15 protein-coding genes are annotated in these 15,169 nt (G+C 44.4%); 9 read left to right on the top strand and 6 right to left on the bottom strand.

The genetic code is table 11. The annotated features are described in order from the left end of the window. Window positions 1-83: 83 nt before the first annotated feature. From AB4161_RS22320 to AB4161_RS22310, 3 genes are all read right to left on the bottom strand, one after another. Window positions 84-848, bottom strand: coding sequence for a hydratase (locus AB4161_RS22320; RefSeq protein WP_017060576.1), 765 nt, complete (start codon window positions 846-848; stop codon window positions 84-86). Between the two features lie 205 nt (window positions 849-1,053). After that, complete coding sequence (locus tag AB4161_RS22315; protein ID WP_372084343.1) at window positions 1,054-1,359, bottom strand: DUF3861 domain-containing protein; 306 nt, start codon at window positions 1,357-1,359, stop codon at window positions 1,054-1,056. Window positions 1,360-1,392: 33 nt separating this feature from the next. After that, window positions 1,393-1,884, bottom strand: a complete 492-nt coding sequence (locus AB4161_RS22310) for a DUF2798 domain-containing protein (RefSeq protein ID WP_371725549.1) — start codon at window positions 1,882-1,884, stop codon at window positions 1,393-1,395. Between the two features lie 97 nt (window positions 1,885-1,981). On the opposite strand from AB4161_RS22310, the gene AB4161_RS22305 reads away from it, so the two are divergent. Further along, window positions 1,982-2,407, top strand: a complete 426-nt coding sequence (locus AB4161_RS22305) for a MarR family winged helix-turn-helix transcriptional regulator (RefSeq protein ID WP_017060573.1) — start codon at window positions 1,982-1,984, stop codon at window positions 2,405-2,407. A 111-nt stretch (window positions 2,408-2,518) separates the two neighbouring features. Here the strand turns inward: AB4161_RS22305 and AB4161_RS22300 are convergent, their stop codons facing one another. Beyond that, complete coding sequence (locus AB4161_RS22300) at window positions 2,519-3,580, bottom strand: MBL fold metallo-hydrolase (protein ID WP_372084341.1); 1,062 nt, start codon at window positions 3,578-3,580, stop codon at window positions 2,519-2,521. Window positions 3,581-3,767: 187 nt separating this feature from the next. Further along, the gene (locus AB4161_RS22295) at window positions 3,768-5,552 is read right to left on the bottom strand and encodes an SgrR family transcriptional regulator (RefSeq protein WP_372084340.1); all 1,785 of its coding nucleotides are present in this window, start codon (window positions 5,550-5,552) and stop codon (window positions 3,768-3,770) included. A gap of 602 nt (window positions 5,553-6,154) precedes the next feature. On the opposite strand from AB4161_RS22295, the gene rimK reads away from it, so the two are divergent. Together rimK and AB4161_RS22285 are read left to right on the top strand one after the other, a co-directional pair. Continuing rightward, the gene (gene rimK, locus AB4161_RS22290) at window positions 6,155-7,060 is read left to right on the top strand and encodes a 30S ribosomal protein S6--L-glutamate ligase (RefSeq protein ID WP_004740040.1); all 906 of its coding nucleotides are present in this window, start codon (window positions 6,155-6,157) and stop codon (window positions 7,058-7,060) included. Between the two features lie 32 nt (window positions 7,061-7,092). After that, window positions 7,093-7,521, top strand: a complete 429-nt coding sequence (locus AB4161_RS22285) for an ATP-dependent zinc protease (protein WP_372084338.1) — start codon at window positions 7,093-7,095, stop codon at window positions 7,519-7,521. 75 nt (window positions 7,522-7,596) lie between these two features. Here AB4161_RS22285 and AB4161_RS22280 read toward each other — a convergent pair whose 3' ends face one another. Then, window positions 7,597-8,385, bottom strand: coding sequence for an MBL fold metallo-hydrolase (locus tag AB4161_RS22280; RefSeq protein WP_016784160.1), 789 nt, complete (start codon window positions 8,383-8,385; stop codon window positions 7,597-7,599). 371 nt (window positions 8,386-8,756) lie between these two features. On the opposite strand from AB4161_RS22280, the gene AB4161_RS22275 reads away from it, so the two are divergent. From AB4161_RS22275 to AB4161_RS22250, 6 genes are all read left to right on the top strand, one after another. Beyond that, on the top strand, window positions 8,757-9,359 hold the full coding sequence (locus tag AB4161_RS22275; RefSeq protein WP_016769093.1) for a 2OG-Fe(II) oxygenase: 603 nt from the start codon (window positions 8,757-8,759) through the stop codon (window positions 9,357-9,359). A gap of 287 nt (window positions 9,360-9,646) precedes the next feature. After that, entirely contained in the window at window positions 9,647-10,939 is a 1,293-nt protein-coding gene (locus AB4161_RS22270; RefSeq protein ID WP_372084335.1) for an extracellular solute-binding protein, read from the top strand. A 261-nt stretch (window positions 10,940-11,200) separates the two neighbouring features. Continuing rightward, complete coding sequence (locus tag AB4161_RS22265; RefSeq protein WP_010428443.1) at window positions 11,201-12,082, top strand: ABC transporter permease subunit; 882 nt, start codon at window positions 11,201-11,203, stop codon at window positions 12,080-12,082. A gap of 86 nt (window positions 12,083-12,168) precedes the next feature. Next, window positions 12,169-13,011 carry a sn-glycerol-3-phosphate ABC transporter permease UgpE gene (gene ugpE / locus AB4161_RS22260; RefSeq protein WP_017071585.1) on the top strand — a complete coding sequence of 281 codons (843 nt, stop codon included), beginning with the start codon at window positions 12,169-12,171 and terminating at the stop codon, window positions 13,009-13,011. After that, window positions 13,001-14,311 carry a sn-glycerol-3-phosphate ABC transporter ATP-binding protein UgpC gene (ugpC, locus tag AB4161_RS22255; RefSeq protein WP_372084333.1) on the top strand — a complete coding sequence of 437 codons (1,311 nt, stop codon included), beginning with the start codon at window positions 13,001-13,003 and terminating at the stop codon, window positions 14,309-14,311. The genes ugpE and ugpC overlap by 11 nt, the downstream gene beginning before the upstream one ends. A gap of 56 nt (window positions 14,312-14,367) precedes the next feature. Beyond that, on the top strand, window positions 14,368-15,087 hold the full coding sequence (locus AB4161_RS22250; RefSeq protein WP_372084331.1) for a glycerophosphodiester phosphodiesterase family protein: 720 nt from the start codon (window positions 14,368-14,370) through the stop codon (window positions 15,085-15,087). The last annotated feature ends 82 nt before the right edge of the window (window positions 15,088-15,169 follow it).

Below are 15,169 nucleotides of genomic sequence, written 5' to 3'. Positions count from 1 at the left end.
CGCTAATCCGCGATGAACCATAAAAAAGGCTATTTACTCATCAGTAAACAGCCTTTCGATAACAGATAGTGCGCCGCTAGAAGTTAGCGTTTCTGCTTGAACGTTACTTGGTATTCACCAATGCCTTCGTAGTGGAAGGTCGTTGGTTTATCGAATTCCATTTCCACGATACCGCAGTAAGAGCCCGTGATAATGGCTTCACCCGCTTGGAAATCAACACCACGACGTGTCATGTAGTTAATCAGCCAGTAAATTGGGCTTGGTGGCAGTGTATTCGGGTGCTTACCGTCGAATGCTTGAACTTGCTCGCCTTGAGTCACTTCAATACTGATCTCTGCAGAAGTGAACGCTTTTTCGCGATCAATCTCAGAGCCAATAAATAGACCTTGGTTTACTAGGCCATCGGCCAGCTTTTCATAGAACTCAGCGCCGCTGTCATCCGCAAAACGAGACTGCATTAACTCAAGTGCCATGTGGCAAGAACCAATCGCTTCGTTGATTTGCTCTTCGCTGTAGCCTTCTTGGCTTGCAGGCAGGCTCTTAGCAAGCGTAAATGCGATTTCAGGCTCAACGCGTACTACGCCGTTGTCAGCAAACAGTTCACAAACTTCGCCTTGTTGAACGCTGCCCGAGAAGATTGGCGCAACAACAAACTTGTCTTCAGCCAGAGGAAGTAAGCACTTCCAACCGCCGACTTTATCGCTTTTCAAATCGATCATTGAAGATTGGATCTTTAGCGCATCTTCCAAGTTATTCGGACGGTACTGTTCGTCCAATCTTGGTGCTTTGGTGCCAGCAACACGACGACTCAACAGTTCTTCAGCTGCTTGTTTAAATACATTTGTCATATAATACCACCTTTAGTTTTATGACCAGTATAATATCGGATTTCTTAAAGCTTGAATAGACAATTCAACAACGGTGCTACACCGAAAATTCAGCCATCAATTTTCGCATATTCTAGACGCAAACAACTGAAACTATTTTGATTTAAATGTAAAAAAGCCAGTAATTTGATTACTGACTTTTCGATGTATTACTGATGTTCAGGCTTTACTGCCCTTTCAACGTCTTCTTCAAATTCTGCATGAAGTTTCTGAAGTGAGGCATGAAATCAACAAACAGAGGGTGTTTTCTATCTTGCATCATCAATGGACCAAGTAAGCGGATACCCACACCCAGTCGTGCTGCTGATTGCTCATCTAAGCCGCTGTCTTGTTTGATCTTCTCAACAACCGCGAACATGTTTTCTCTGTCTTCAATTTCAAACTGCATGGTTTGAAGTTCGCGGTCTTCTTTAACGCTCACTTCTTCAATAGTGATGCGGTAGTTATTGTGTTTGCCTGTAAATGCTTTCATGTGGATCTCCTACAATGCTGTGAAATGTTTTGGCTAGCTCTTCATGAATCGTTCTAGCTTAGGTTTAACCGTCATCGACATTACGACCATGATCGTAAGGCCAATAGGAAGCGCGGCAATAAATCCATTAAACCATCCACTGGTAAACGCCGATGTATCCGAAAATCCAATATTATTTGCCGCTGTTACAAATGCCATCATGGACTCCATTATGAATGCCATGATCAGTCCTACAATCAGGTTGCGAACTTTCTCGCTATAAGTTGTGAACACTCTAGCAACGGCTTTGGTGACTAAAGCCATCATCACCGCGCCCATTGGCATCATGATCACGACAACAAGGGCTAGCGAAGAAAGCCAGTTGCCAATAAATTCCTCGCCGAATCCGACATTCATGTAAGTCATCACAGCCGTTAAACTGCCGCCAATCGTCAGCATTAAGCTCATCATGACCAAAACTTTGTATAAAACCGGTGTGCCTTTTTGCTCAGGAAGAGTTGGCGTTAGAGTTGCTTGAATCGTCATATCTATTTCCTGTCTTGAATTTACGAACAATTAAGTTGATAATATCAACTATAAATACAGTAGTTGATAATGTCAACTACATTTCTAAGGATAGTTTATGTCTGATAACACATCGCTAGAATCAATCTTTCGTCTAGTGCACTCTTTGAAACGTCAAATGAGCGAACAGATTGAGAGCTTAGACTCAGAGATCGCACCTATGAACATTCGTGTCATGAAGATCATTACTAAGAAGTCTCCATGTACCGCTATCGATATCGCACACTTCCTAGATCGTGATAAAGCACAGGTCACTCGGCTCATTAATGCCTTGATCAATCAGGAACTTGTGAAGAAGTCTCCGAACCCGGAAGACAAGCGCAGCCAGTTATTGGTTCTGACTGATAAGGGTCAAGAGATCATGAGTAAGGTCTCGGATATCGATCGAGACATGCTGAAGAGAATGACCAAAGGCATGGCCGAAGACGAGTTAGAACAATTCAGAAAAATTGCGAAGAAAATGGCGCAGAACTTAGAAAGCTGATCTTAAAAATAAAACTAAAAAACGCCACCGAATCGTAAGATCGGTGGCGTTTCGTGTATAAGTTGGGTTGTACAGCTTAGTGGTTTAGCTATGTCTATTTGGATGACAGCTCTAATTCGATGCTAGTTTCCACCATGCCTGAACAGGTACAGGCTCTGAGATCACCAAACGTTCACCCATCACCGGGCTTACCATTTGTACATCTCGCTCTTTGCTAATCGCCAGTGCTTGTTCCATTGGGTCTTGCCAATCATGCATAGAAAGGTCGAAGGTACTGTTGTGGATTGGCATCATCACCTTACCTTGCAGATCAATGTGTGCCTGAACACTCTGTTCTGGGAACATATGAATATCCGCCCAAAGTGAGTTATACGCACCCGTTTCAACCATGGTTAAATCAAACGGCCCAAAACGGTCGCCAATCTCTTTAAAGCCATTGAAGTAACCAGAATCACCGCTAAAGAAGACTTTCTTGTCTGAAGCGTTAATAACCCAACTGCCCCACAGTGTTTGGTCACGATCAAGCAAGCCACGACCAGAGAAATGCTGTGTCGGTGTCAACGTGAACTCAATGTCTGAGGCCGTTGCCGATTCCCACCAGTTCAATTCGATGATCTTCTCTTTATCCACGCCCCACTTTTCCAACAGTGCGCCCACTCTTAATGGCACTAAGAACGTCCCTACTTTGTCGGCTAATACCTTCACGGCACCTTTGTCTAAATGGTCGTAGTGATCGTGGCTGATCACCACCACATCAATATCGGGTAGGTCTTGCAGTGTGATTGGTGTCGGATGAAAACGCTTTGGTCCCATCCATTGCACCGGTGATGCACGATCACTGAACACAGGGTCAGTCATCACTAACTTGCCATCCAGCTTCATCATCACGCTTGAGTGACCTAAGCGGTAAGCAACGTCGTCTTGTTCTTCGATCAATTGCTCAGCTGTCATTGGAATCAAAGGCAATGCAGCGCGCGGCACTGGCTCGTTTCTTTCCACAGTCACGTATGCTTTCAAGATTGAAAAAATATCAGACATACCCGATTTGTATTCCAACTCACTGTTAGTAAACTTCTTTGGAAGCTTATCTAGATTGTCGTTTGATTGTGAACCTGTGCTTACGATAGCGACCACGGCAAGTACTCCTAAAATCGGTAATAGATATTTTTTCATTGGTATCTCTTTAACCGTTGGGATAGACCCAACACATAAACTACACCGACTAGTTTATATGCCAAAACCAAAAAGTAAACCACCGAGTGTAATTTTTAATTTATCTAGACGTAAGCGTGTCAAAGTCGATTTTGGAAAAACCAATTTTGGCAACGAGTTAACTTAGTTATTTAGCTAGTAAGAAAGGTTAATCAGCAGACCATACATTCTTGAAATCTGGCCATCCCCAGTTGGTGATGGCTACGTTTTTAAGAATCCCTTGGAAACGAACGGTCTGTAAGTGATGGAACATAGGCACTAACCAATAATCTGAGATCAGAGTAGACGCGATAGGTTCTAGCTCTGCCAAGTAATTAGGCAGTTCCACGGATGCTTTATGACTATCCAAGCGCTGCTTGAGCCAATCGCTGTTCATCTCTCCTAAAGCAGAGTGCAAAACAGGATCGTTCATCATCCACGAGAACAGCGAAGACGGAGCATTGTCATCGAGGTTCAAGTTACACAGCACCAAGTCCTCCTTTAACTCGCCACTCTGAGATAACTGAGCCAATTCTCGAAAACTGTAGGTGTTCACCTCAACTTCCACACCATATCGTTTGAGTATGTCAGATACGCAAATCGCACATCGATACAACGCATAATAATCGTAAACCGCTATACTCATCTTTTTCGGCAGTTGTGTCTCTTTCGAAGGCGTTCGATACAGCTTCTGCCAACTTGGCAGTATATTTTGAGCCAAAGAGACACTAAACAGACCTTTGTTATGTTCCAACTGAGACAAGATCGCTTGTGGGTTGGTCAGTTCTGAAAGGTATTTACGCTGCTCATTATTAAGCGGAGTTGCCCCAGAGTTTTGATTGAACAGGATAAATAAGCACCCATCCTCGACTCGGCTACGAAGGCCGTCTGTGTCTGCAGAAACAAGTTCCGTATCGCTTTTCCCTAACTGATGGAAACAAGAAGAATCTTCATAAGACGAGACTTGCATTTGGCTGTCATCAAACCGAGCACTGCCCGTCATTTGTTCCTCAAACTGCCAGATGGTCACCTCATCAGTTAACGAGCGACAACCATAATAGTGCTCAAATGCGGCAAGCTTGATTCGTTCATTATTGGTCTCAACCACTTTAAATGGACCGGTTCCAATAACAGCATGTGACACCGAGTTTAATGGGGACGGTTCACGCATCACTTGCTCGGCGGGTTGAATCGAATACTTAACACCAGCAAGCAACCCCGCAAAACCTGTGTCCGCTTGGGTTAATTTAAAACTGATCCTTAATGGCTGCTCACTGTAGATGGAAGCGACATGATCTAACTCAGCTTGATAGAAAGGCAGAGCTTGTAGAGCAGTAAACAAAGCAACCAGCTGCTTGGCATCTACTGGCTGACCATCATGAAAAGTCAGACCGGGGCGCAGATAGAAAGTCCAAACCAGTTGCTCTGTGTCATATTCCCAATGGTGAGCTAATTCAGGCTTTAACTCACCTTTACCATTACACGTCACTAGGCAGCTAAAAACCTGTCTTATCAAAAATCGTTCGCTACTGCGGTGTATATGGTGCGGAAACAAATCCTCAAACTTACGCTTATAGGTTAATTGAACGTGCAGCAGCCCTTCACGCATGGTCGCGCCGGAAGTTTCTTGCAGTAAAGAACCAAACACAGCGCGGTCATTATCCAATATGGAAAGTGCTTTTTCGTACTTGCCCTGCTCTATCAGTTTACTTGCAACATGCTGCGCCAACTCTGAATTGCTAAAACGCAGTGTTAAGTTAGAGCGTTGATTCCTGCCAACTTTTGGCTCCCACACCACCCATTCAGCTTGATGCATCTTACCAAGTAAGGTTCGAGCGTGACGCAAGCTTGTAAACAGCATATCCGCTACTTCGACTAGGGTGACTGAATGAGAAATGTTTGGCTCGAACGACTCTAGCCGCGTGTAGTAACGCATCATGTTTAGATCAGACAAATAATGAACCTTTTAAAGATAGCTCTTCCTAATTAAGCCCATTATAAAACACATTCATCAAAAAGTAGTGTAATGCGACCAAAACAGGAACAACCAATAAAAATAACATCTGTTTTTTAGTTCCTCTTAATTATCCATAATGAACGGGTCAGCAACAAACCATAGGTTGTAAATAAAGCCTAACCAGAGAGAGTAATGACCATGAGAAAATACTATCTTAACAAGCTAAAAAGCACCTGCAGTAAGCTCGAAAGAGAAGCACTACGAACACTTATAGATCTATGTAACTGGCGTTATTAGTACACTTTTTAGCACCGAGTAAACGCGAGTTGGGTACAACCTAATATGCTCCTACCCCCAATATGAGTTAGGTCTCAACTCGCTTTTCCATTCCAATTCCCCTCTCAAGCCTGCTGTACCAATAGCTCACACAATCGATAAATTTCCGTTGTCGACTCGACAAATTTAATTCGTTTTCTTAGTTGAACGAAAAGCCTTAAGGTTCACCCCGAAGCAAGCAAGGAGCCTCAGAAAAAACTGAAAGCTCAGCTAACAACTAATTTATTTGCAGTTACCAATCAGGTATTAACTAAGGAAACGCCATGCGTATCGCAATTCTTTCTCGCAACGAAAATCTATACTCTACCGCTCGTCTAAAGCAGGCTGGAGAAGCACGTGGTCATCAGGTCGATGTTATCGACACGTTGCACTGTGATATAGATATCGCGAGTAACAATCCGAAGATTCGCTACATGGGTGAAGAGCTACCTCAATACGATGCTGTTATTCCACGTATTGGCGCTTCCATTACCTTTTACGGAACTGCGGTTGTTCGCCAATTTGAAATGATGGGCACTTTTTGTATCAATGAGTCAGTAGCAATCAGTCGCTCTCGCGACAAACTGCGCTCACTACAACTGTTGTCTCGTAAAGGTATTGGCTTACCAAAAACAGGTTTCGCTAGCCGCCCAGACAAGATTCAAGACCTGATCAAAAACGTAGGCGGCGCGCCACTTGTGATCAAGCTTCTTGAAGGCACTCAAGGTATCGGCGTTGTACTAGCAGAAACAAACAAAGCAGCAGAAAGCGTTATCGAAGCGTTCATGGGCCTAAAAGCGAACATCTTGGTTCAAGAGTTCATTGAAGAAGCAAATGGCGCAGACATCCGTTGTTTTGTTGTTGGCAACAAAGTAATTGCTGCAATGAAGCGTCAAGCTGGTGAAGGTGAATTCCGCTCTAACCTGCACCGTGGCGGCACTGCTCAGCTGGTTAAACTAACCAAAGAAGAGCGCGCAACAGCAATCAATGCAGCGAAAATCATGGGATTAAACCTATGTGGTGTAGATATCCTACAATCTAAGAACGGCCCAGTAGTAATGGAAGTAAACTCTTCTCCAGGCCTAGAAGGCATCGAGAAAGCAACGGGTAAAGATGTAGCAGACATGATTTTCGAATTCATCGAGAAGAATGCAAAACCAAACGCTAACCGTACTCGTGGCAAGGGCTGATTGAATACCGATAACTCATGATTGGAAAGAAAATGAACAATAAAATGATCATAGGGAATACCGAAGCACTTTGCTTACCAGAGTTAGGGATAACTGGACTACATACACGTGTTGATACAGGGGCTAAAACCTCTTCTCTACACGTAGACAATCTACTATGTGTTAAATCAAATGGTGAGAAATTCGTAGAGTTCGACCTTCACCCAGACGTTTATCACCTAGAAGAGACGGTGCGCTGCAAGGCGAAACTGAAAACAAGTAAGAAAATTAAATCATCTAACGGCGAAGTTGAACACCGTTGCGTGATTGAAACCATGCTAAGAATCGGTGGCCAACAATGGCCTATCGATATCACGCTAAGCAACCGTCAGGATATGACTTATATGATGCTGCTTGGTCGTCAAGGCATGAGTGACAAAGTGATTGTTGACCCAGCAGGTGAGTTTCTAATTTCTCACTAATTGAACTGCTCCACAGCTCAAATAGTGAGTCAACAACACACACTAATAAAGGCCAGTCTTTGAGACTGGCCTTTATTATTTGTGGCGATTTTTTTTATTGTTAAACCCAAATCGCCAAACAGATTTAACCAAACCTTTGAGTTTAATTTTAGTCACTCGCCAATGTGTCACGGGCCTTCTTGGCGCACTCAGCAACAAATGTTCAAATGCTTGCTCACTCAAATTCACTTGTCCCCCATGCGCCACCAGCAAGGTGTCGACCTGCATGTCATAGATACGAGACACCGACGCTCGATACTTATTGGGATGAAAAATTGGGAAAGGCGGAATCAGCTTCTTTTTGACCTCAACCATTAAGTCCGCCACATAGGCAATACTGTGTGATGGGCAATAGACGGAAAGATCTCTGTCAGTGTGACCCGGTGTTTCTAGAACTAACCAGTCATCAAACCCCGGAATGCTATCACCATCCGACAACTTGAAGTCGGGCTTTAACTTTCTTGAATACCACAAATTTGCTTTTGGCTTGCCCAATCGGTTCGCCATCCATCGTGCCAATGCCAGATCGGTCAGATGCATCAAAATGCCATCAATGCCGTAATACCAATCCTTGTCTCGGTTTGCTGCAACCAAATGACAATTGGTCAGCTTTCTGAGCTTGTGCGCTGCTCCTGCGTGGTCTGGATGCATGTGCGTAACCACAACCGTATGTAGATCAGCAAAATCACGCACAAGCTCAGTTTCGATGAAATCCTTCAAATGCGGGATGTCGGCTCGACACGCACCATCAAGCAAGAGCAACCTGTCAGGGTACTCTACGAGATACATGTCTTGGATATAGCCTTTAATGGTATGCAGCTGCAAACCCACTCCTTGTGACAAAACAACTGGTCAGACCTTTATATTAGCAAATCCAACTTTAATTGTGATCATTTTGTTAAAAACAATAATCTAAAACCGGATAGATAGCTCGCATCAAGATTTCCACTGGTAACCACTAAATTACTCAAATCCAATTCAACTCAGTGCAATGGGAACAAATTTCAAAGATGATCATCAATTTAATCCGATGTTTTTCATCATTATTGAATGCTCACATTATCGGAAACCTTGTTCTATCAACCTTTCAGATAAAGCTTATGAATCTATTTGTCGTGACAACAAAACATGTGATTTGTTAGCCCGAGTTATTAGGACTATATATGCGCCTCTAATTTATTGTCTGAGTGCTATACATGAACCAATTGATCGATGCTCTTTCTACCCAAGGTTATTTCGTTTGGGACGACTTCTTAACTCACGAAGAAGTGGTGGCATTGAGGGATTGCATTCCAGAGAACTGGAAAAAGGCTAGGATCGGCCGTAACGATGATGTAGCACGAGAAGCAACGATTCGTAGTGACAAAATTCAGTGGGTACGCCGTGATATGGGTCAGCCAGCATCTCTGTTTTTAGACAAGATGGAACAAATTCGTTTAGCGGCAAACCAAGCGTTCTTTTTGGGTCTGTTCGAGTACGAAGCGCACTTTGCTAAATACGAAAAAGGCGACTTCTACCAGAAGCACTTAGATTGTTTCAAGGGCAATGAAAACCGCCGCCTGACTACTGTGTTCTACATGAATGATGAGTGGACAGAAGAAGACGCTGGTGAGCTCGTGGTTTACGATCTAAAAGACAACCACATCGCGACCATTCCACCAAAGGGTGGTCGACTATTGGTATTCTTGTCTGAACAATTCCCACACGAGGTTCTGCCTACTAACACAGAGCGATTCAGTATCGCTGGTTGGTTCCGTATTAACGGCGTGAAAGACAACCAATTGGACATCGCGCACTAAAACTGTATCCACATCGAACCTTCTTCTAAGCCTCTCCATCGAGAGGCTTTTTTATTGAACAACAGTTGTTCAATAAAACGTCTTAAAAACCGAACATGTTCAACATCAAAACCATCAATAACTTTACTCTTAAATAAAATCGAAACGAATCTTTCATATCACTGAAACGGTTTAGCCACGTAAGTGAAATATGGCCTGTTCAAGATAGCTTCAAACGACACCCCTACCGTCTCGTTAATACTCTAATTCAATACCTCTACATCGATTTCATCCAAAAGGAAAAGAAGATGAATAAGCTAATTTTGGCAGGCGTTCTTTCCGCAACAGCGGCAATGCCAGCGTTCGCAACGACTCAAGTCACTTGGTGGCACGCAATGGGCGGCCAACTTGGAGAAACCGTCAATAAGATTGCGACTGACTTTAATGCGTCACAAGATGATTACAAGATCACGCCAATCTATAAAGGTTCATACACAGAGACCTTAACAGCGGGTATCGCGGCATATCGAGCAGGCGAAGCTCCTAACATTCTACAAGTATTCGATGCCGGTGCTGCAACCATCATGAACGCTAAAAGTGTCGCCAAACCCGTACAAGATATTCTGGTTGAGTCTGGCTACAACTTTAATTCGAACGACTACCTAGCGGGCGTTCGTAACTTCTATGCAGACAGCCAAGGCAAGATGATTGGTATGCCTTTCAACAGTTCGACCCCAGTTCTTTACTACAACAAAGACCTTCTTGCGGAAGTCGGTGCAGAGGCACCTAAAACTTATGAAGAACTAGAAGTTGTTGCTAAAAAGCTGAAGGAAGACGGACACATCGCGTTTTCTCAATCTCTAACGCCATGGATCATGTTCGAGAACTTCAAGTCTCGCCATAACCTGCCAGTCTCTGACCAGAACAACGGCTACGACGGCCTATCCACTAAGATCATGTTCAACACCAAAGACATGATGATGCACGTTAGCAAGATGAAAGAGTGGTCAGATCTAGGTTATTACAAGTATTACGGCAGCGATTGGGATGCAAACCAAACGCCTTTCGAGCGCCAAGAAGTGGCAATGTGGATGGGCTCTTCAGGTTCATTCGGTGGTTTACGTAACCGCGTACCTTTCGAGTTAGGCACAACTTACCTTCCATACTGGAAATCGGTTAACCCGGATGCTGGCTTAACCTTCATTGGTGGTGCCGCTCTGTTTGCACTCAATGGTCATGACCAACAACAAGACAAAGGTGTGGCTGCATTCTTTGACTACCTGACTAAGCCTGAAACACAGGTTTACTGGCACAAAACCACGGGCTATGTACCTGTAACAACCGCTGCATATGAACTAGCGAAAGAGTCTGGTTACTACAAAGAACAACCAGACGCAGAAGTGGGTGTTAAGCAGCTAAGCCTTAAATCGGGCGAATGGACTAAGGGCTACCGCTTAGGTTATTACCCGCAGATCCGTGAAGTGATGCACCGTGAGTTCGACAATATCTTCGCTGACCGCTCTAGCGTTGAGAACAGCCTAGACAAAGTCGAAGATGAAAGCAGCAAGCTACTAAAACGCTTCGCTCGCACGATGAATTAGGTCGGCTCGTTAGCTAAAGCTGCTTTATTAACTCAGAAGTTTCTGTTTAGAAGCTTAACTAACCAAAGCAGTAAATTACTCCTCACGTCTTGTCAGCACCCTCGAATAAATAGAGTCATGACGAGGCGCGAGGAGATTATTCATTAGCGCCATTTCTTGCTCCAACAACGATAACTCAACTGGATGCATTCCTTGATATCGCGCTAGTGATAACTGTCACTAGCTAGTGGTCAACTTTTAATAACTTTTTGGGATTACCCTGTGGAACGACGTCAACAATTCTTTCACTCTCCGCTGCCTTACCTATTTTTAGCACCTCAGATACTCATCATTGCGGTTTTCTTTATCTACCCAGCGGCAAAGGCAGTTTATCTCTCCTTTATGCTGGAAGATCCTTGGGGCACATCTTCTCTATTCGTTTGGTTCGAAAACTATCAAATGCTATTCGAATCGAGCGAGTATCTCAGCTCAATTGGCTTTACCCTGATGTTCGCGATTGTGGTTTCTTTCCTATCGCTTGCCTTGGCTTTGCTGCTCGCCGCAAAAGCCGACAATATCATTCACGGACAAGGGGCTTACAAGGTCACTCTCACTTGGGTGTACGCCGTTGCTCCTGCGATCGCAGGCGTAATCGGTGCTTTCTTGTTTAACCCACACATTGGCGTGTTTACCGAGTTATTTGCAGTTATTGGTTGGGACTTTAGCTTTCAGACCGATCCTATAGATGCCACGTTTGCTCTGATTTTAGTGTCGGTTTGGAAACAGGTTTCGGTGAATTTCATCTACTTTCTGGCGGGACTTCAATCGATCTCTTACGCGGTAAAAGAAGCAGCGATGCTGGATTGTACCAGTGACTCGAAACGTTTCTGGACCATCACTTTCCCACTACTGGCCCCTACTGGCTTCTTTCTGTTGGTCATCAACCTCACCTACTCCTTCTTTGAAACCTTTGGCGTGATCGACACCATGACCAATGGCGGTCCTGGTGGCGGTACAACTTCGTTAGTTTACAAGGTGTATCGAGACGGCTTTGTTGGTGCCGATTTGGGCGGTAGTTCAGCGCAATCTGTAGTGCTTTTAGTACTGGTACTCACTCTGACTTTTATCCAGTTCCGCGTTGTAGAAAAGCGTGTTCACTATTAACCCTTCAATCGCGCTACTTATCGGCAATAGAGAGCAACCACCAGTGAAAGCCAAGCGTGCAATGAATTACGCGACAGGAGTTATTTATGAAAAGTAATAAGGTCTATGACCACCTAATTCTAATTGCTGGGATGCTGTTCATGTTGGTCCCTATCTGGCTAATCTTCGCCAGCTCGACGCATAACCCGAACACCATTGTCAGCGAAGGCCTGCAATGGGTACCAGGCGATAACTTTACGGCCATTTATAGCGAAGCTTGGAACAAAAGCATGGGCTTCAGTGGCGAAGTCACCGCCAGCAAAATGATCGCCAACTCGATGATCATGGGGCTAGGTTTTGCGATCGGTAAGATCATCATTTCGATGATGGCTGCGTATGCTTTGGTCTACTTCAGACTGCCTTATGCTACAGCTTGGTTCTGGTTGATCTTCGTGACGCTTTTGCTGCCATTAGAAGTGCGCATTATCCCTTCCTATGAGGTTGTCGCTGGGCTTGGGCTTCTTAATAGCTACACAGGTTTAATTCTGCCTTTGATCGCCTCAGCCACCGCGACGTTCTTTTTTAGGCAGTTCTTCAAAACCATCCCCGATGAATTGTTAGAAGCCGCTCAGCTAGATAACGCAGGTCCATTTCGATTCTTTGTCGACATCTTATTGCCACTGTCTAAAACCATGATTGCCGCAATCTTCATCATCATGTTTGTGGTGGGTTGGAACCAATATCTGTGGCCAATCATGATGACCACGGACGAAGGCTACAACACCATCGTGATGGGCATCAAACAAGTACTCAACAACATCAATGAAACCAGTTTACCGCGCTACGACTATGTTTTTGCCATGGTGATTTTAGCTATGTTGCCACCCGTTTTAGTGGTGGTTGTATTTCAACGTTGGTTTGTAAAAGGGCTAGTAGAAAGTGAAAAATAATAACGACAAAAATCAAATGAACGATAACCGCATTCAATCACTCGCTGAGTACAAGATGTCTCACCTGCATTCTCACCAAGCTATCCACAAAAATACAGAGGACACCCCGATGCCAAAGTTAAAACAAACGTTAGGGCACACCCAAGCCACTCACAACCATACGCACAAAGCACCTACCATGTTAGGCATCAAAAACTTGGTAAAGACTTATGAGAACGGTCATCGTGCAGTGAAAGATGTCTCGCTTGATATCGAAAAGGGTGAATTTCTTGTGTTGGTTGGCCCATCGGGTTGCGGCAAGTCTTCTATCCTACGTTCAATAGCGGGGCTGGAAAGTATCTCTGGCGGAGAGATTCACTTAAGTGGCCGCCGTGTTGATAACGAAAAGCCAGCTCAACGAGATATCGCAATGGTCTTTCAAAATTACGCACTCTACCCTCACATGACGGTATACAAAAACCTCGCTTATGGTTTAAAGAACCGAGGTGTCAGCCAACACGTAATTGAAGAGAAGATTGAGAAAGTCGCCAAGACACTAAAGATCGAAGAATACCTAGATCGCAAGCCAGCCAAGCTTTCGGGTGGTCAGCGCCAGCGCGTTGCTATGGGACGAGCGATTGTACGCGACCCTCAACTGTTCCTGTTTGACGAGCCTTTGTCTAACCTAGATGCCTCATTGCGCGCTCACATGAGGTTAGAAATCAAAAAGCTACAACGCGAGCTAGGCGTAACCAGTGTTTACGTGACTCATGACCAAGTCGAAGCCATGACACTGGCAGATAGAATCGTGGTTCTCAACAAAGGTCAGATAGAACAAGTCGGCACACCAAGAGAAGTTTACCACCAGCCTGCCAGTACCTTTGTGGCAAGCTTTATTGGCAGCCCCGCGATGAACTTCCTAACTGCCACGCTCGATGATGGCTATCTTGAAATCGGTGATCAACAAATGTACCTGCCAGAGTACGCGCACGTTAAGAACGCGACTATCACGCTTGGCATTCGCCCTGAACACTCTGAGGTTTGTTCCGAATTAAAAATGAACACCTTGCCTCTCGAACTGCGTATCAGTGTGGTTGAGCCATTGGGGCCGAATCAATTGGTTCATGGCCTGGTGAACGACCAACCCTTTATCGCCGTCACGCCAGAAACGACACTATGCCAAGTACTGCCGCTCGGATTAAGCATTGATAAATCTAACCTGCATATTTTTGACAGTCGTGGGAAGCGTATTCAGCCGAATAACTTTACTTCACAAGAGTCACGCGAAGAGACGACAAGCATAACGACGGCCCTCGCTTAATCGAGTACACTGATATTTAATGCGTTTTTACGGTGCGTCTTTAAGAAGGATTAATTATGTCATCTATCATCGTAGGTCACCGTGGTGTAGCGGGTACTCACCCAGAAAACACCAAAGCAAGTATTGAACAAGCCGCTAAACTTGGCTTGAAATGGATTGAAGTCGATATTCAGCAAACTCAGGATGATGAGCTTGTCGTTTGCCACGACCACACTCTCGAGCGCTGTAGTGATGGCAAGGGCCGTGTTGATGAACACACATTGGCAGAGCTGCGTCAGCTTGATTTTGGTAGCTGGAAGTCAGAACAGTTCGAAGGAGAAAGAATACTCACACTTAGCGAGTTACTTGAACTTGTTGAAGAACATAACCTCAGCGTTAACCTAGAGATAAAAGTCGATAGCCGACACCAAGCCCCTCATGTGGTTGATCTTCTACACAGTGAGCTGATCCGCTCAAACATAGACACGGACAGAGTGCTGCTTTCAAGTTTCAGCCATGAAGTTGTTGCAGAAATGGCTCACCACTTACCAAGATACCGCGTTGGCGTGATCACAGAGCAGCTCTCTCAAGACGATCTTTTGCTTATTGATCAGGTGAAAGCGTTCAGTTGTCATATGAATTACGAAAACGTCAATCAGGATGATCTTGATACGCTTGCCGAAGCAAAGATTCAAACATGGTGCTACACAGTAAACGATCCGTCTCACTTCAAATTCATCTCAAAAGTAGATGCTGTATTTACTGATTTTCCGAATCAATTCACCTCTATAAATTGACCAAGCGAATACTGCAAAAACAACCCCGAGATACTTTAAAATTAACTCTCGGGAAACCTTAAAATTAGGTAGCAAACACAAT

It is taken from the genome of Vibrio sp. 10N.286.51.E5 (genome assembly GCF_041469125.1).
Taxonomy (GTDB): domain Bacteria; phylum Pseudomonadota; class Gammaproteobacteria; order Enterobacterales; family Vibrionaceae; genus Vibrio; species Vibrio crassostreae_C.
Note: the sequence above shows the minus strand (reverse complement) of the source record. Positions and strands in the feature narration are given on the sequence as shown.